17 protein-coding genes are annotated in these 17452 nt (G+C 37.1%); all 17 read left to right on the top strand.

Features of this window, described 5'->3' with window-relative positions; translation table 11 throughout:
* Window positions 1-14: 14 nt before the first annotated feature.
* A complete protein-coding gene (locus AC3IS5_RS15670; RefSeq protein ID WP_489425239.1) occupies window positions 15-647 on the top strand; it encodes a chemotaxis protein CheC in 633 nt (210 codons plus the stop codon).
* 1 nt (window position 648) lies between these two features.
* A complete protein-coding gene (locus AC3IS5_RS15665) occupies window positions 649-1146 on the top strand; it encodes a chemotaxis protein CheD (protein WP_489425238.1) in 498 nt (165 codons plus the stop codon).
* Window positions 1143-1487 carry a hypothetical protein gene (locus tag AC3IS5_RS15660; protein ID WP_489425237.1) on the top strand — a complete coding sequence of 115 codons (345 nt, stop codon included), beginning with the start codon at window positions 1143-1145 and terminating at the stop codon, window positions 1485-1487. The genes AC3IS5_RS15665 and AC3IS5_RS15660 overlap by 4 nt, the downstream gene beginning before the upstream one ends.
* Window positions 1488-1580: 93 nt before the next feature.
* Complete coding sequence (locus AC3IS5_RS15655; RefSeq protein WP_489425236.1) at window positions 1581-2351, top strand: FliA/WhiG family RNA polymerase sigma factor; 771 nt, start codon at window positions 1581-1583, stop codon at window positions 2349-2351.
* Between the two features lie 15 nt (window positions 2352-2366).
* Window positions 2367-2678 carry an RNA polymerase subunit sigma gene (locus AC3IS5_RS15650; RefSeq protein ID WP_489425235.1) on the top strand — a complete coding sequence of 104 codons (312 nt, stop codon included), beginning with the start codon at window positions 2367-2369 and terminating at the stop codon, window positions 2676-2678.
* A gap of 8 nt (window positions 2679-2686) precedes the next feature.
* Window positions 2687-3259 (top strand): hypothetical protein, encoded by a 573-nt coding sequence (locus AC3IS5_RS15645; protein ID WP_489425234.1) that lies wholly within the window; start codon window positions 2687-2689, stop codon window positions 3257-3259.
* A 155-nt stretch (window positions 3260-3414) separates the two neighbouring features.
* Window positions 3415-4134: a 30S ribosomal protein S2 gene (gene rpsB / locus AC3IS5_RS15640; protein WP_038184184.1), complete on the top strand. Its 720-nt coding sequence runs from the start codon at window positions 3415-3417 to the stop codon at window positions 4132-4134.
* Window positions 4135-4236: 102 nt separating this feature from the next.
* On the top strand, window positions 4237-5121 hold the full coding sequence (gene tsf / locus AC3IS5_RS15635) for a translation elongation factor Ts (protein WP_489425233.1): 885 nt from the start codon (window positions 4237-4239) through the stop codon (window positions 5119-5121).
* Between the two features lie 87 nt (window positions 5122-5208).
* Entirely contained in the window at window positions 5209-5934 is a 726-nt protein-coding gene (gene pyrH, locus AC3IS5_RS15630) for a UMP kinase (RefSeq protein WP_053417444.1), read from the top strand.
* Window positions 5934-6491, top strand: a complete 558-nt coding sequence (frr, locus tag AC3IS5_RS15625) for a ribosome recycling factor (RefSeq protein ID WP_053417443.1) — start codon at window positions 5934-5936, stop codon at window positions 6489-6491. Before pyrH ends, frr begins: the two co-directional genes overlap by 1 nt.
* 140 nt (window positions 6492-6631) lie before the next feature.
* Window positions 6632-7417, top strand: a complete 786-nt coding sequence (gene uppS, locus AC3IS5_RS15620) for an undecaprenyl pyrophosphate synthase (RefSeq protein WP_489425232.1) — start codon at window positions 6632-6634, stop codon at window positions 7415-7417.
* A gap of 3 nt (window positions 7418-7420) precedes the next feature.
* A complete protein-coding gene (locus AC3IS5_RS15615; protein ID WP_489425231.1) occupies window positions 7421-8215 on the top strand; it encodes a phosphatidate cytidylyltransferase in 795 nt (264 codons plus the stop codon).
* A gap of 17 nt (window positions 8216-8232) precedes the next feature.
* The gene (locus tag AC3IS5_RS15610) at window positions 8233-9378 is read left to right on the top strand and encodes a 1-deoxy-D-xylulose-5-phosphate reductoisomerase (RefSeq protein WP_489425230.1); all 1146 of its coding nucleotides are present in this window, start codon (window positions 8233-8235) and stop codon (window positions 9376-9378) included.
* 47 nt (window positions 9379-9425) lie between these two features.
* Window positions 9426-10685 (top strand): RIP metalloprotease RseP, encoded by a 1260-nt coding sequence (gene rseP / locus AC3IS5_RS15605; protein ID WP_489425229.1) that lies wholly within the window; start codon window positions 9426-9428, stop codon window positions 10683-10685.
* 36 nt (window positions 10686-10721) lie between these two features.
* Window positions 10722-12428: a proline--tRNA ligase gene (locus AC3IS5_RS15600; RefSeq protein WP_489425228.1), complete on the top strand. Its 1707-nt coding sequence runs from the start codon at window positions 10722-10724 to the stop codon at window positions 12426-12428.
* A gap of 73 nt (window positions 12429-12501) precedes the next feature.
* Entirely contained in the window at window positions 12502-16836 is a 4335-nt protein-coding gene (locus AC3IS5_RS15595; RefSeq protein WP_489425227.1) for a PolC-type DNA polymerase III, read from the top strand.
* Between the two features lie 133 nt (window positions 16837-16969).
* Window positions 16970-17452, top strand: a complete 483-nt coding sequence (gene rimP / locus AC3IS5_RS15590; RefSeq protein WP_053417436.1) for a ribosome maturation factor RimP — start codon at window positions 16970-16972, stop codon at window positions 17450-17452.

Raw genomic sequence — 17452 nt, 5'->3', positions numbered from 1 at the left:
AAAGGTATGAACCTATGACATTTCACGATAAAATCACGTCATTACATTTAGATGTTTTGAAAGAGATAGGTAATATTGGAGCAGCGCATGCTGCTACTGCTCTTTCATCTTTATTAAATACAAAAATAGATATGCGTGTACCGAAAGTTGAAATGGTGTCATTTAATGAAATGATGGAAAGAGGTGGCGGTGCGGAACAAGCCGTCGCTGGCATCTATTTGAGAATTGAAGGAGATGCTAAAGGTGGAATGTTCTTTATTCTACCGATTGAACAAGCTAATCATTTCATACAAAAATTAATACGAGATGAAGGCTTTGATTTCCGTCAAACACCTGTTTCTGAATTAGGTTTTTCTGCAATGCAAGAGCTCGGAAATATTTTATCGGGCTCATATTTATCGGCGCTCTCGGATTTCACTAGTTTAAAAATTTATCCAACCCCACCTGCTTTAAGTATTGATATGTTTGGTGCTATTATCAGTTTTGGTTTGATCGAAATATCGCAAGTGAGCGATCATGTTATCGTCATTGATACTACGATTTATGAAGAAAATATGGGAGATACAGAGACGGTTAGAGGACATTTCTTCTTGTTACCTGACCATGACTCCTTTGAATCAATTTTTAGAGCATTAGGAGTTTCTTAATATGATAGATAGCCCTAGTGTAGTCAAAGTAGGAATAGCTCAAATGGACGTAGCAAAAGCACCTAATACAATCCGAACATCAGGATTAGGTTCATGTGTAGGGGTTGTGTTATATGATGAATCAAAAGGGGTAGCAGGGTTAATTCACGTGATGCTTCCAGATTCACAACTTGGCAGAACAGACTCGATAAATGTGGCGAAATTTGCCGATACAGGTATTCCTGCTATGGTAAATCAACTGAAACAAGAGGGAATCCAACCTTTTAAGTTGAAAGCAAAAATAGCTGGAGGGGCTCAGATGTTCCAATTTACATCGAGTAGAGATTCTATGAGAATTGGACCGCGCAATGTAGAGGCTGTGAAGTTGCAACTAAAAAAACTGTCCATACCTCTTATTGCGGAAGATACTGGTGGTAGTAGTGGTCGAACGATAGAGTTTGATTTACAAACGACCAAATTAAATATTCGAACAGTAAATCAAGGAGTGAAAGATATATGATGGTTGGCTCAATTTTATGGAATTGTTGGGCTTCTCTGATTGGATTTTCAATTTATTTTTTCATGACATTCCAATCATTTAAGACGCCAACGACGATATTATTTAACTCATTTATAATTGCTTTAGTCGTTTTTTTAATCGCGTTTTTAGTGCGATTTGTCATTGCATTTGTCTTTTTTTCACCACAATCAGAAGATTTGACTCTTGCAGAGGATGGACTTGCAGTGAACGATGGACAAGTAAAAGAGCAGCAGACAGGTAAAATGAGTAATACTATTGAAGAAAATGCTGAAGAAGTAGCAAAAGTAGTTCAATCCATGATGTTAGAAGACATCAAATGAACATGAATTACTTGGAATTAGCGGATTTTATACAGTAATAGATTGATATAATAGATTTACAAATCGTACTTTACTAAATGGGAGGATTCGGCAATGCAACCAACTGTAAATGAAGAGCAGAAGCTTTGGAGTAGCTGGACTGCTGAACGAGATCCTCGTGCAGGAGACTTGCTAATAAAAAAGTATATCCCATTAGTATCTTATCACGTACAGCGTATTAGTACTGGCTTACCTAAAAATGTATCAAGGGATGAATTAACAAGCCTTGGAATGATGGGACTCTTCGATGCATTAAATAAATTTGATCCAACTCGTGATTTAAAATTTGATACATATGCATCATTCCGCGTTCGTGGTGCCATTATTGATGGTCTTAGAAAAGAAGATTGGCTTCCACGTTCTGCTCGTGAAAAAGCAAAAAAATTAGATGCACAAATTGAGTCGTTAGAGCAACGTTTAATGCGGCATGTAACACCAGAGGAAATTGCTGTAACTTTAGATGTGTCTGTTGATGATGTTTATCAAACAATGCAAGAACACTTTATTTCAAATGTATTGTCAATGGACGAGCAGTCTCAAGATCAGGATGATCATGAAGGTAAATCGTTTGTTATTCGTGATGATTCTGTGAAGACACCTGAACAAGAAGTTGTGAAAATGGAATTGCTAGGGGATCTTGCGGACAATATATTAAAGTTAAATGAGAAAGAGCAACTTGTATTAAGTCTGTTTTATACAGAAGAAATGACACTCACTGAAATTGGAGAAATGCTTGAACTTTCAACTTCGCGTATTTCACAAATCCATTCAAAAGCATTATTTAAATTGCGGAATCTATTATCATCTGAAATGCAAAATGCATAAATGGAGGCATGTTGTATGAGCTTAAAGGGTGTTGAGCTTCAAATAGCTATTCCAAAATCATTTGAAGCTGGTAAAATGGCTGACCAAGCACAACAACAAGTAAACACGAACCAAGATTTGGCTAATGCAGCTTTGCAACGCCAAATTGAGCGCAATCGAACGTCTGTATTGGAATCGGAAAGTACCGATGAGATTAAAGATGAAGATCCAGCTGCGAATAATCAATCAGGTAGTGGCAAGAATAGTAAGAAAAAGCATGAGTCAGAAGAAGTGAACGAAAAAGCTAAACATCCATATAAAGGACAATTCGTGGATTTTAGCGGTTAGGAGCAACAATGGTAGTTGCAATACTTGTCTTTTTATTTATCGCGCAAATCATCAGCTTCTTTTTAATTATCATGCTATATTCTAAGCTTTCACGTTTTAAAGATATTGAAGTAAAACAAGAACGCTTAAAAGATGACATGGATAACGCTGTTGGTGCCTATTTGGCTGAAATGCGTGATGAAAACAATCGATTAATCGAAGAACTTTCAAACATTAATAAAACTAAGAAAACAACCAATAATGAGCCGGTGGCACAATTGATGAAAGAAAAAGAAGTTCCAGTTGTACCTGAAAGCGAACAAAAGCCAAAAAGCGAAGAAGACTTTTTGCTACCAACATTTAGTACATCAAAAAATGTTGCAGCAAAGGCTTATAAACAAAACCAATCTCAACCACAAAAAAAACAACAAGCTTTTGAAACAGTTCCTCAAGCGGTTGAAGAGACTGCAGCAGTTATAGAACTTTCCCTAGAAGATCAAGTTCGAGAACTATATTCTCAAGGTCGATCAGTCGAAGGAATTGCAAAATCTTTACAAAAAGGTAAAACTGAAATTGAACTTATACTAAAGTTTAAGCACTAAATTTGTTGCAGTTGTAAATATTGTGTGATATAGTAGCAAGTGGTGTTACAATACACACGTATTCTGATGTATGGAGCAGGTGCTCTTTTAATAGAGTTACTCTTACAAATGACGAATACGGAGGACAAAAAAACCATTTTCAGGAGGAAACACACATGTCAGTAATTTCTATGAAACAATTACTTGAGGCTGGTGTACATTTCGGTCACCAAACTCGCCGTTGGAACCCAAAAATGAAGAAATACATTTTTGTTGAACGTAACGGTATCTACATTATCGATTTACAAAAAACTGTTAAAAAATTAGAGGAAGCTTATGACTTCATGCGCCAAGTTGGTGCTGATGGCGGTAAAGTGCTTTTCGTAGGTACGAAAAAACAAGCACAAGAAGCTATCAAAGAAGAAGCAGAGCGTTCTGGTAACTACTATATTAACCAACGTTGGTTAGGTGGTACTTTAACTAACTTCGGTACTATCCAAAAACGTGTTGCTCGTATGAAACAAATCGAAAAAATGGAAGAAGACGGTACTTTCGAAGTTCTTCCTAAAAAAGAAGTTGTTCAACTTAAAAAACAACACGAACGTTTAGTTAAATTCTTAGGCGGTATCCGCGACATGCAAGGTATCCCTGATGTTATGTTCGTTGTAGATCCACGTAAAGAACGTATTGCTGTTGCTGAAGCACGCAAACTAAACATCCCTCTTGTAGGTATTGTTGATACTAACTGTGATCCAGATGAAATCGACTACGTTATTCCTGCAAATGACGATGCAATTCGCGCTGTTAAATTATTAACTGCAAAAATGGCAGACGCTTTAATTGAGTCTAAACAAGGTGAAGAAGAAGCTCCAGCTACTGAAGCTGCAGCAGAGTAATTCACAAGTAAGAAACAGGTGATAAGCGGCTAAACCCTCTTATCGCCTTTTTTTGAGAAAATAAAAAAATTCATAACATGATTACACAAGGAGGAACTAACAATGGCAGTAACTGCACAAATGGTAAAAGAATTACGCGAAAAAACTGGTGCTGGTATGATGGATTGTAAAAAAGCATTAGTACAAGTAGACGGAGATATGGACGCAGCAATCGACTTCCTACGCGAAAAAGGTCTTTCTTCTGCAGCTAAAAAAGCAGATCGTATTGCAGCTGAAGGTACAACTTTCATCTTAGAAGAAGGAAACGAAGCTGTACTAGTTGAAGTAAATGCTGAAACTGACTTCGTAGCTAAAAACGAAGGTTTCCAAGTTCTTGTAAAAGAATTAGCTGCTTTCCTTCTAGCTACTAAACCTGCTTCAGTTGAAGTGGCTTTAGAATCTACTATGGAAAATGGTTTAACAGTAGCAGATCACATTTCAAACGCGATTGCTAAAATCGGTGAAAAAATCACTCTTCGTCGTTTTGAAATTGCTACAAAAACTGACGCTGACTCATTCGGACCATACCTACACATGGGCGGTCGTATCGGCGTATTAACTGTAGTTGAAGGAACAACTGATTCTTCAATTGCTAAAGACGTAGCTATGCACGTTGCAGCTTTAAACCCTAAATACATTACTCATGACCAAATTTCTCAAGAAGAAATCGATCACGAGCGTAAAGTATTAACTGAACAAGCTCTTAACGAAGGTAAACCAGAAAACATCGTAGCTAAAATGGTTGAAGGCCGTCTACGTAAATACTTCGAAGAAATCTGTGTTCTTGACCAATCATTCGTTAAAAACCCAGACCAAAAAGTTGGCGATTTCGTTAAAGCTGCTGGCGGTACTTTAAAATCATTCGTACGCTATGAAGTGGGCGAAGGTATTGAAAAACGCGAAGACAACTTTGCTGAAGAAGTAATGAACCAAGTTAAAGGTAACTAATTAGTACACATTTAATATAAACAGACTAGGGAGCACAGCTTTTCGTGTTCCCTATTTTTCAAGAAAAAAGTATGACGGAGGTTTCCAATGAGTGTGCCACAATACAAAAGAGTCGTCATCAAATTAAGCGGTGAGGCTTTAGCAGGGGATCAAGGCTTCGGACTTGTTCCTAATATCGTAAAATCAGTAGCAGAACAAATTAAAGAAGTTGTGGACCTAGGAGTAGAAGTTGCCCTTGTTGTTGGCGGCGGTAATATTTGGAGAGGTAAAATCGGTAGCGAAATGGGTATGGAACGTGCAAATGCGGACTATATGGGTATGTTAGCTACAGTGATGAACGCTTTAGCACTACAAGATTCATTAGAAAATCTTGATGTTGCAACACGTGTACAGTCTTCAATAGTTATGACACAAGTAGCGGAACCTTATATTCGTCGTAAAGCAGTACGCCATTTAGAGAAAAAACGCGTAGTTATTTTTGCGGCGGGTACAGGTAATCCTTACTTCTCGACAGATACAACAGCTGCATTACGTGCCGCTGAAATTAATGCGGATGTAATTTTAATGGCGAAAAACAATGTAGATGGCGTATATTCAGCTGATCCAAAAACAAATGCTGATGCAGTTAAATATGATAATTTGACATACTTAGAAGTTATTCAACAAGGATTACAGGTAATGGATTCTACTGCTTCAACGCTTTGTATGGACAATGATATCCCACTCATAGTATTCTCAATAATGGAGAATGGAAATATTAAACGTGCCGTTCAAGGTGAAACTATTGGCACAGTTGTTAGGAGGAATTCGTAATGCCTAAAGAAGTGATGGCTCAAGCTAATGAGAAAATGGTCAAAACAATTAACGCGTACTCTCGCGAACTAGCTTCAATTCGTGCTGGTCGTGCGAACGCTTCATTATTAGACCGAATTTCAGTTGAATATTATGGTGCACCAACACCGATTAATCAATTAGCGGGTGTATCTGTTCCTGAAGCTCGTCTTTTAGTTATTCAACCATATGACAAAACAGTTCTAGGTGACATCGAAAAAGCACTTATGAAATCAGATATTGGTATTACACCAACTAATGATGGGAATGTGATTCGCTTAGCAATCCCTGCTTTAACTGAAGAACGTCGTAAAGAACTTGTAAAAGTCGTTAAAAAGTCTGCTGAAGATGCAAAAGTTGCAATCCGCAACGTGCGTCGTGATGCAAATGAGGATTTCAAAAAACTCGAAAAAAATGGCGATATTACAGAAGACGATTTACGCGGCTATGCTGATGATGTCCAAAAGGCTACAGACGAAAGCATTGTAAAAGTTGATGAACTTGCTAAAGAAAAAGAGAAAGAAATCATGGCAGTTTAATTTCAAGAACCTTGTTTTCTAAAAGACGTCCTAACTAAGGGGACGTCTTTTTTTTAAACAAGATTAAGGAAAAGAATTCGTATTTTTGATATGATAGATGAAGTATACGTTCCGATTTGTAAGCTAGTGGAGGATTCTAAATGTTGAATAAACTCGTATGGAGAAAATCAGATAAACAAAATCGAAATTTACAGGAACGAATTTCAGATATGACTGGAGAAATTGTGCCCAAGCACATTGCTATTATTATGGATGGTAATGGTCGTTGGGCAAAAAAACGTGCAATGCCACGTGTAGCTGGTCACCATGAAGGTATGAAAAATGTCCGTAAAATTACAAGGGCTGCGAATAAGATTGGCGTGCAGGCTCTTACTTTGTATGCATTCTCAACTGAAAATTGGAAGCGTCCTAAAATGGAAGTAGAATTTTTAATGCGCTTACCTGAAGAATTTTTAACTTCATTTTTACCCGAACTCATGGAACTGAATATTCGAATCGCTATGATTGGAGAAATGGGCTCTCTTCCTGAACATACACAAAATGCTGTAAAAAAAGCGATGAAAGAAACGGAAAAAAATACAGGGATGGTATTAAATTTTGCACTTAATTATGGTAGTCGATCTGAGATAGTATCAGCGGTACAACAATTAGTTAAGAAAGCTCAAGATGGTGAAATTACCGTGGAAGATATTACAGAAGATAGTATTTCAACACATTTAATGACCAGTGAGTTACCAGAACCTGATTTATTAATTCGTACAAGCGGAGAGATTCGTTTGAGTAATTTTATGCTTTGGCAGCTAGCATATACTGAATTTTGGTTTACTGACACGCTCTGGCCGGATTTTGACGAACATTCACTTTTAGATGCGGTGGGCGATTATCAAAAGCGTAATCGTCGATACGGAGGATTGAAAGGGGAATAAAACGTGAAACAGCGTATTATTACAGGCGTTATTGCTGCTGCGTTATTTATACCATTTGTTGTTTTGGGAGGACTTCCATTTTCGTTATTAGTATATGCGATGGCAGCAGTTGGTCTGTATGAAATTTTACGAATGAAGGGCATTTCGCTATTTTCAGTACAAGGCATTTTAACATTGCTAACAATGTTTATTTTGCTAATGCCAAATGATTGGGAAGCAAAAGTTTTAGAAGTAACATCTTATTCGAAAATGGAATTTCTGTTTTTAGGTGCTATTCTATTACTGATTTATACAGTGCTAATTAAAAACAAGTTCACTTTTGATGAAGTAGGATTTGTTATTATTAGTGTGCTTTATGTTGGAATGGGTTTCCACTATTTGATTGAAACACGAATGGAAGGGTTAGAATATGTTATCTATGCCTTAGTTATCGTGTGGACAACTGATTCAGGTGCTTATTTTGTAGGGCGCAAGCTTGGTAAAAATAAATTATGGCCAGAAATTTCACCAAATAAAACAATTGAAGGATTTATAGGCGGGATTGTTACCGCTATTGTCTTTGCAATACTATTCCAACTGATTGTTGGTATAGAAACAACATATGTCACTTTAATTATTGTATCGGTTATTGCTTCTATTTTCGGTCAAATGGGCGATTTAGTAGAATCAGCGATTAAACGTCATTATGATGTGAAAGACTCAGGTAAAATATTACCTGGGCATGGCGGTATTTTAGACCGCTTTGATAGTTTATTATTTGTATTACCATTGTTGCATTTCTTGCACTTTGTTGGATGAAGAAGGAGATTATTTTGATGAAATCAATTAGTTTACTAGGCGCAACAGGATCTATTGGTATTCAAACGTTGGATATTGTGAAGGACCATAAAGATTCGTTTCAACTTGTAGCCTTCTCAGCAGGGAAGAATATCGAGAAAACACGTGAAATTGTTAAGGAATTTAAACCTCTTATCGTATCAGTTCAATTTGAGGAAGATGCAGTTGCATTGCAAAAAGAGTTTCCTAAAACGGATTTTGTTTTTGGTGCACAAGGCTTAATAGACGTAGCTACTTGCCCTGAAGCTGATGTGTTAGTCAACGCTGTATTAGGTAGTGTTGGATTAGAACCAACATTAGCTGCGATTAAAGCTAAGAAGAATATCGCCATTGCTAATAAAGAAACATTAGTTACTGCCGGTCATATAGTAATGTCGGAAGCTAAAAAACATGGTGTGGCAATTCTACCAGTAGATAGTGAACATTCAGCTTTATGGCAATCGATGCACGGCGAGAACCGAAAAGACATTTCGCGATTAATTTTAACTGCTTCAGGTGGTAGTTTCCGCGACCAAACGCGTGAAGATTTGAAAAACGTTACTATAAAAGAGGCGTTAAATCATCCGAACTGGTCCATGGGAGCTAAAATTACAATTGATTCAGCAACATTGATGAATAAAGGGCTTGAAGTCATTGAAGCGGCAGTGTTATATGATGTGGATTATGATAATATTGACGTGTTAATACATAGAGAAAGTATTATTCACTCAATGGTTGAATATCATGATACTAGTATTATGGCTCAACTAGGGACACCTGATATGCGAACACCAATTCAATATGCACTTAGTTATCCAGAGCGTTTACCACGTTCAACCGCAGAACGTCTTGATTTGGCGAAGATATCTCAATTACATTTTGAAAATGTAGATTTACAACGTTTCCGCTGCCTTGATTTCGCATATCAAGCAGGTCGAATGGGAGGGACAATTCTTACAGCCATGAATGCGGCAAACGAAGCAGCTGTTGGAGCATTTTTGCAAGAAAAGATTAAATTCTTGGAAATTGAAGATCTTATTGAACGAATTATGGACAAACACGTGAACATTTTACAACCTGATTTAGAAACTATTTTACACGTAGACAAAGAAACGAGAAAATCAGTTCAAAGCATGATAAAATAACTACAGGGTTGAATGATATTTTTTCAAGCTGAAGAAGGTGGGATTCCATGCAATCAATCATTGCATTCATAGTAGTGTTCGGCTCAATTGTATTCTTTCATGAGCTTGGTCACTTTATTTTTGCGAAACGTTCAGGTATTTTAGTTAGAGAATTTGCAATCGGCTTTGGACCTAAAATTTTAGGGATTACAAAAGGTGAAACACTGTATACTATTCGATTACTGCCACTTGGTGGTTATGTACGAATGGCTGGAGACGATATGGACAATATCGAGCTACAACCTGGTTATAGAATCGGTATGCAACTGAATGACAAAGATGAAATCGAAAAAATTGTTTTAAATCAAAATAAGCAACTACCGGACATGTTATTTTTGGAAGTTGAAAAAGCTGATCTACAAAAAGAATTGTGGATTGAAGGCTATGACGAAGATGAGCATCTTGTACGTTATGATGTAGCGCGTGATGCAGTTATTAATGAAAATGGTACTGAAACAATTATTGCACCTTATGATCGTCAGTTTAATTCAAAATCATTAGGTAAGCGTGCAATGACGATTTTTGCAGGTCCATTATTTAACTTTATCCTTTCATGCATAATATTCATTGTTATTGGACTAGTTCAGGGAATTCCAACGAATGAGCCAGTTATTGCTGATGTAGTAAAAGGTAGTCCGGCTCAAGCGGCAGGTATAGTTAAAGGGGATGTCGTTACTGCTATAAATGGCAAAGCGATTGACAGTTGGCAAGAATTATCTGAAGCTATTCAAAATAGCCCAAAAAAAGAAATGACTTTGGATGTACAACGTGGTGAGGCAAAAGAGCGAATTATATTAACACCTAAAGAAGTTGTAGTAAATGAACAAAAAATGGGACAAATAGGTGTACAATATTCAAGTCCGATGGAAAAAAATCCACTAAAAGCATTCTCGTATGGTGTGGAACAAACGTATACATGGACAATGAAAATCTTTGAACTATTAGGTATGCTTGTAACTGGTAAATTTACACTAGATGCATTATCTGGTCCTGTTGGTATTTACAAAGCAACTGAAGAGGTAGCTAAATACGGTTGGACAAATGTCATGAACTGGGCAGCTATTTTAAGTATCAACTTAGGAATCATGAATTTATTACCACTACCAGCTTTAGATGGTGGACGTCTATTATTCTTTGGTTTTGAAGCTATACGTGGCAAACCGATTGATCGTCAAAAAGAAGGCATGGTACATTTTGTTGGTATTATGTTGTTAATGATTTTAATGATTGTCGTTACTTGGAACGATATTCAAAGATTTTTCTTTTAATAAATAATTATAAATAACGCAAAAGGTGTGGTTTTTATGAAACAAAGCAAAACATTTATCCCAACCTTACGTGAAATACCTGCTGATGCTGACGTTAAGTCTCACCAGCTATTATTACGTGCAGGTTTTATTCGTCAAAATACAAGTGGTGTCTATTCATACTTACCACTAGCTACAAAAGTACTTAAAAAAATAGAACAAATTGTTCGTGAGGAAATGGAAGCAATCGATGCTGTCGAATTGTTAATGCCTGCTTTACAGCAAGCTGAGCTTTGGCAAGAAACAGGACGTTGGGAAGCATATGGTCCAGAGTTAATGCGATTGAAAGACCGTCATAACCGTGATTTTGCATTGGGAGCTACACACGAAGAAGTTATTACTTCTTTAGTGCGTGACGAAGTAAAATCTTACAAAAAATTACCATTAACACTTTATCAAATTCAAAATAAATTCCGTGATGAAAAGCGTCCTCGTTTTGGTTTATTACGTGGTCGTGAATTTGTTATGAAAGATGCATATTCATTCCATGCTACACGTGAAAGTTTAGATGAAACATATAATGATATGGTAAAAGCATATACGAATATTTTCACTCGACTTGGCTTGAACTTCCGTGCGGTTATCGCAGATTCAGGTTCAATAGGCGGTAAAGATACACATGAATTTATGGTGTTATCTGAAATTGGAGAAGATACAATTGCTTTCTCTGATGAATCAAGTTTTGCTGCTAATATTGAAATGGCTGAAGTAAACGTAGAGTATAGTCATTCAAATGAAGATATGAAAGAACTTGAAAAAGTTTCTACACCTGACCAGAAGTCAATTGATGAAATTGTTGAATTCTTAAAAGTATCACCTGAATCTTGTATTAAATCATTAGTATTTAATGTAGATGATGAACTAGTTGTTGTACTAGCTCGTGGAGATCATGAAATCAACGATATTAAATTAAAAAACGCACTTGATGCACAATCTGTTGAATTAGCAGATGACAAAGTTATCTTTGATTTATTAGGTAGTCATGTTGGTTCTTTAGGACCTGTAAAACTTCCGATTAATGTAAAAGTAATTGCGGATAATGCAATCAAATCTATCCGTAACGGTGTATGTGGTGCAAATGAAGACGGATTCCACTATATTAATGTAAATCCAGGCCGTGACTTTGCAATTGATCGTTTTGAAGATTTACGTTTTATTCAAGTGGGTGACCCATCTCCAGACGGAAAGGGCACAATTAAATTTGCTGAGGGTATTGAAGTTGGGCATGTATTCAAACTAGGTACAACATACAGTGACTCTATGAAAGCAACTTTCCTGGATGAGAATGGACGAGCTCAATCATTTATCATGGGTTGTTATGGTATCGGTGTGTCTCGCCTTGTAGCTGCGGTTGCAGAACAATTCCAAGATAGCTATGGCTTTGTATGGCCAAAACAAATTGCGCCATATGATATACACTTGATTTCAGTGAACGAAAAAGATGAAGCACAAAAGAATTTAACTGAGGAAACGTACAAATTGTTACAATCATATCGCTATGATGTGCTTTATGATGATCGTAAAGAGCGTGCGGGCGTTAAATTCGCAGATGCAGATTTAATCGGTTTACCAGTACGTGTTACAATTGGTAAAAAAGCTTCAGAAGGTATTTTAGAAGTGAAATTTAGACAGTCTGGCGAAACTTTCGAATGGGCTAAAGAAGAGTTAGTCGATCGTTTGAATAACTTTTTTCAGGCTGAGTAATGTCGAATGAGTCAAAAGGGGGGAAGTACTTTATTGTACTTCTTTTCTTTTTTTACAGAAGGTAGGTGGGATAATGACAAACGAGCAAGACGCAAAGTTGAAATTTCAACTACTGCTCCAACAAATTGATTTAACAGAAGACGTTTATATGCCTTATTTCAATGCTGCAGAATTAGCTAGAATGACCGTACACAAAAAAGAACGCGTTTGGCGATTTTCTCTCAAATTACCTGCGATCTTACCATTTGGTGTATATCGCGAATTTGAAACACGCTTAACAAAGGCATTTTCGCAAATTGCACAAATTGAATTGAATATTGAAGCTCCGCAACAAACAATTTTAAAGGAATTAGTAACAGATTATTGGCTAAAAGTGATTGAAGACATCGATGAACTATCCCCACCATTGCGAGAAGTATTAGTGAAACAGCTGCCTGAGTGGAATGGTCAAAAAATGATGATCACTTGTCAACAAGAGCTAGAGATGATGACACTTAAGAAAAAGTATACAGAGATTATAGCGGACGCTTATAAAACCTATGGATTCCCGCATATGCCAATTGATTTCCAACTAAATGAATCAACTGAAGCATTAGCAGAAGCACAACTTGCCTTTTTAGAACAACGCCGTCTAGAAGAGGAAGCTTTTGCAAAAAAAGCCGTCGAAGATATGCAAAAGCGTGAAAAAGAACGCAACGATAATCCAAGTGGTGTAGACGTCTCGGACCGTCCATTCCAACTTGGGATCCCTATAAAACCCGATGAAGCTATGATGGAGATTCAACAAATTCAAGATGAAGAACGCCGCATCACGATTGAAGGATTTGTCTTCGCTGCAGAAGTAAAAGAGTTACGTAGTGGTCGATCGCTTCTGACTTTGAAAATTACCGACTATACTGATTCCATATTAGTGAAAATGTTCTCACGAGATAAAGAGGACGCTGCACTTATGCAGCAGGCTAAAAAGGGTATGTGGGTGAAGGCGCGTGGCTCGGTTCAAAATGATACTTTTGTTCGTGATCTAATTGTTATGGCACAAGATATTATGGAGATAAAACCAGTCTTACGTAAAGATACCGCTCCAGAAGGGGAAAAGCGTGTCGAACTACATCTGCATACTCCAATGAGTCAAATGGACGCTGTTACATCTGTTGGTGACCTTGTTGCTCAAGCAGCTAAATGGGGACATCCAGCAATTGCAATTACTGATCATGCTGTTGCTCAATCATTTCCGGATGCCTATAATGCGGGTAAGAAGCATGGAATAAAAATTTTATACGGATTAGAAGCAAATCTAGTAGATGACGGTGTACCGATCGCATATGATGAACAGCATCGCCTACTTGAAACGGATACATTTGTTGTCTTTGACGTAGAAACAACTGGATTATCAGCTGCATACGACACTATTATCGAGCTCGCTGCCGTTAGGATTGTTAATGGTGAAGTTGTCGATAAATTTGAGAGTTTTGCAAATCCTCATCATCCTCTTTCTGCAACAACGATCGAACTCACAGGTATTACTGATGATATGGTTAGAAATGCACCAGAAGTTGTGGATATGATAAAAAAATTCCATGAATTTATTGGCGATGGAATTGTTGTCGCTCACAATGCTTCATTTGATATAGGTTTCTTATATGAAGCTTATAAAAAAGCAGGAATTGATGAAAAAAATCATCCAGTTATAGATACATTGGAGCTAGCACGTTTCTTACACCCAGAAATGAAGAATCACAGATTAAATTCTTTATGTAAAAAGTTCAATATAGAATTAACACAACATCACCGTGCCATTTATGATACGGAAGCTACGGGATTCCTACTTTTACATCTCTTAAAAGAAGCAGATGAAAAGGGCATTAAATATCACGATGATTTCAACAAAAATATCGGTGGAGGAGACTCATACAAACGTGCTAGACCTACCCACTGCACAATTTTAGCAACTGATAATGTCGGTCTGAAGAATCTCTTTAAACTTATTAGCTTTTCACATACGCAAACTTTTTACCGTGTCCCTCGCCTTACACGCTCAATGTTGACGAAGTACCGAGAAGGATTAATTATCGGTTCAGCTTGTGATAAAGGTGAAGTTTTCACAACAGTTATGCAAAAATCAATGGAAGAAGCAGAGCAAGTTGCAAAATTCTATGATTATTTAGAAGTGCATCCAAAAGCTGTATATTCACATTTGATTGATAGTGAACTTGTACGTGATGAATGGAATTTAGAAGATATAATCCGTAAAATTGTCAAGTTAGGAAAAAAATTAGACAAGCCTGTTGTGGCGACAGGGAATGTGCATTATTTAAATGAAAATGATGCTATATTCCGTCAAATTTTAATCCGTTCACAAGGTGGGGCAAACCCATTGAATCGTCATGCATTACCAAAAGTACATTTCCGTACGACTAACGAAATGCTAGATGCATTTGCTTTTTTAGGTGACGACATTGCAAAAGAGCTTGTTGTTACAAACCCTCAGAAAATTGCTAATATGATTGGTGATGTGAAGCCGGTAAAAGATGATCTATATACACCTAAAATTGAGGGTGCAGATGAGGAAGTACGTAATATGAGTTATGATATGGCTCATTCTATTTACGGCCCCAACTTACCTGAGGTTGTAGAAGCACGTCTTGAAAAAGAGTTAAAATCGATAATTGGCCATGGATTCGCTGTTATTTATTTAATTTCACATAAACTTGTGAAGAAATCATTAAATGATGGTTACTTGGTAGGTTCGAGGGGGTCGGTAGGTTCGTCACTTGTTGCAACAATGATGGAAATTACCGAAGTAAACCCTCTACCACCACACTATGTATGCCCCAATTGCCAGCATGCAGAATTTTTCGATGACGGTTCTGTTGGGTCAGGCTTTGACCTTCCTAATAAGGATTGTTCTGAATGTGGTACGCCTTATCAAAAAGACGGCCACGACATTCCATTCGAAACTTTCCTTGGATTTAAAGGAGATAAAGTTCCTGATATCGACCTTAACTTTAGTGGTGAATATCAACCACAAGCCCACAACTATACGAAAGTGTTATTTGGTGAAGAGTATGTGTATCGAGCGGGAACAATAGGTACGGTCGCAGAGAAAACTGCATATGGCTATGTAAAAGGTTATGCAAGTGACAATAACTTGAATTTTCGTGGTGCAGAAGTAGACAGGCTTGTACAAGGTTGTACCGGTGTTAAACGAACAACAGGGCAACATCCGGGCGGTATTATCGTAGTACCTGATTATATGGATATTTACGATTTCTCTCCAATTCAATTTCCAGCAGACGCACAGGATTCTGAATGGAAAACAACCCATTTCGACTTCCACTCAATTCATGATAACGTTTTAAAACTAGATATACTTGGACATGATGATCCGACTGTTATTCGTATGCTACAAGACTTATCAGGAATCGATCCCAAAACAATTCCTACTGATGACGTAGAGGTTATGCAAATTTTCAATGGTCCAGAGTCATTAGGTGTAACAGCTGAGCAAATCAATTGCAAAACAGGTACTTTGGGTATCCCAGAGTTTGGTACACGATTTGTTCGTCAAATGTTAGAAGAAACGAAACCATCGACTTTTTCAGAGCTTGTCCAAATTTCTGGACTATCTCATGGTACCGATGTTTGGTTAGGGAATGCTAGTGAATTGATCCAAAATGGTACATGTGTATTATCTGAAGTTATAGGCTGTCGTGATGATATTATGGTGTATTTAATCTATCAAGGATTGGAGCCATCATTGGCCTTTAAAATTATGGAGTCAGTGCGTAAAGGTAAAGGATTATCAGAGGAATTTGAAGCAGAAATGAAAGCTAATAAAGTGCCTGGGTGGTACATTGATTCGTGTAAGAAAATTAAATACATGTTCCCAAAAGCCCATGCCGCTGCATATGTATTAATGGCAGTACGTATTGCATATTTTAAAGTACATTTACCAATTCTTTATTATTGTGCATACTTTAGTGTGCGTGCTTCAGACTTCGATCTTATCGCGATGGTGAATGGTTCGCAGATGATTAAGTCAAAAATTGATGAAATTGATGCAAAAGGTTTAGAAGCTTCTACGAAAGAAAAAAGCTTGCTAACTGTCCTTGAGCTTTCTTTGGAAATGTGCGAACGTGGTTATCATTTCCAAAAGGTAGATTTGTATCGTTCTAAAGCAACGGAATTTGTGATTGATGGGGATAGTTTAATCCCTCCTTTCAATGCAATTCCGGGTCTTGGTAACAACGTTGCGTTTGCCATTGTTAAAGCACGAGAAGATGGCGAATTTTTATCAAAAGAAGATTTACAACAACGTGGACGTGTTTCAAAAACATTGATCGAATATATGGATAAACTCGGTTGTTTAGAAGGTATGCCAGATGCTAACCAACTCTCTCTGTTCTAGGGTTTATTTGCATTTCGGGCTATACTGTGCTATCATTTGTTTAATTAATTTGTTGATAGAACGCCAGCAAAAGAGTGGGATTTCCCGCTCTTTTCTGTTGTTATGACAACATGAAGTGAGTCAGGAGGATTGTATGAGCAAAGTTATCTCAGCAGTGGAACAACTTGCAACGCCTATAGTAGAAGGGTTAAACCTTGAATTAGTCGAAGTTGAATTCGTTAAAGAGGGTCGCGATTGGTTTTTGCGCGTTTACATTGATACTCCTGAAGGAAGCATTGACATTGAACAATGTGCTCAAGTAAGTGAATTATTAAGTTTAAAATTGGATGAATCTGATCCAATTGAACAAAATTATTTCCTTGAAGTGTCATCTCCAGGAGCAGAACGACCATTAAAAAAAGAAGCTGATTTTGAAAAAGCTATCGGTCAATTCGTGCATATTAAATCATATGAAGCCATTAACGGTATGAAAGTATTTGAAGGTTACTTAAGATCTTATACAGACGCAGGTGTAGAACTTGACGTTAAGATTAAAACAAGAAAAATTAAGGTCGTTATCGATAAAGATAAAATAGCATTAGCTCGTTTAGCAATCGATTTTTCTGCAGAAAGTTAA

This window comes from Viridibacillus sp. KH_047, from assembly GCF_057838945.1.
This window is presented reverse-complemented; position numbering and strand designations above follow the sequence as displayed.

What these genes read in the sequence shown, in the direction of transcription:
- AC3IS5_RS15600 (WP_489425228.1), top strand. Translation starts at nt 10,722, where the DNA reads ATGAAACAAAGCAAAACATTTATCCCAACCTTACGTGAAATACCTGCT.
- AC3IS5_RS15655 (WP_489425236.1), top strand. Translation starts at nt 1,581, where the DNA reads ATGCAACCAACTGTAAATGAAGAGCAGAAGCTTTGGAGTAGCTGGACT.
- AC3IS5_RS15665 (WP_489425238.1), top strand. Translation starts at nt 649, where the DNA reads ATGATAGATAGCCCTAGTGTAGTCAAAGTAGGAATAGCTCAAATGGAC.
- frr (WP_053417443.1), top strand. Translation starts at nt 5,934, where the DNA reads ATGCCTAAAGAAGTGATGGCTCAAGCTAATGAGAAAATGGTCAAAACA.
- pyrH (WP_053417444.1), top strand. Translation starts at nt 5,209, where the DNA reads ATGAGTGTGCCACAATACAAAAGAGTCGTCATCAAATTAAGCGGTGAG.
- AC3IS5_RS15670 (WP_489425239.1), top strand. Translation starts at nt 15, where the DNA reads ATGACATTTCACGATAAAATCACGTCATTACATTTAGATGTTTTGAAA.
- rpsB (WP_038184184.1), top strand. Translation starts at nt 3,415, where the DNA reads ATGTCAGTAATTTCTATGAAACAATTACTTGAGGCTGGTGTACATTTC.
- AC3IS5_RS15645 (WP_489425234.1), top strand. Translation starts at nt 2,687, where the DNA reads ATGGTAGTTGCAATACTTGTCTTTTTATTTATCGCGCAAATCATCAGC.
- rimP (WP_053417436.1), top strand. Translation starts at nt 16,970, where the DNA reads ATGAGCAAAGTTATCTCAGCAGTGGAACAACTTGCAACGCCTATAGTA.
- AC3IS5_RS15660 (WP_489425237.1), top strand. Translation starts at nt 1,143, where the DNA reads ATGATGGTTGGCTCAATTTTATGGAATTGTTGGGCTTCTCTGATTGGA.
- AC3IS5_RS15610 (WP_489425230.1), top strand. Translation starts at nt 8,233, where the DNA reads ATGAAATCAATTAGTTTACTAGGCGCAACAGGATCTATTGGTATTCAA.
- tsf (WP_489425233.1), top strand. Translation starts at nt 4,237, where the DNA reads ATGGCAGTAACTGCACAAATGGTAAAAGAATTACGCGAAAAAACTGGT.
- AC3IS5_RS15595 (WP_489425227.1), top strand. Translation starts at nt 12,502, where the DNA reads ATGACAAACGAGCAAGACGCAAAGTTGAAATTTCAACTACTGCTCCAA.
- AC3IS5_RS15650 (WP_489425235.1), top strand. Translation starts at nt 2,367, where the DNA reads ATGAGCTTAAAGGGTGTTGAGCTTCAAATAGCTATTCCAAAATCATTT.
- rseP (WP_489425229.1), top strand. Translation starts at nt 9,426, where the DNA reads ATGCAATCAATCATTGCATTCATAGTAGTGTTCGGCTCAATTGTATTC.
- uppS (WP_489425232.1), top strand. Translation starts at nt 6,632, where the DNA reads ATGTTGAATAAACTCGTATGGAGAAAATCAGATAAACAAAATCGAAAT.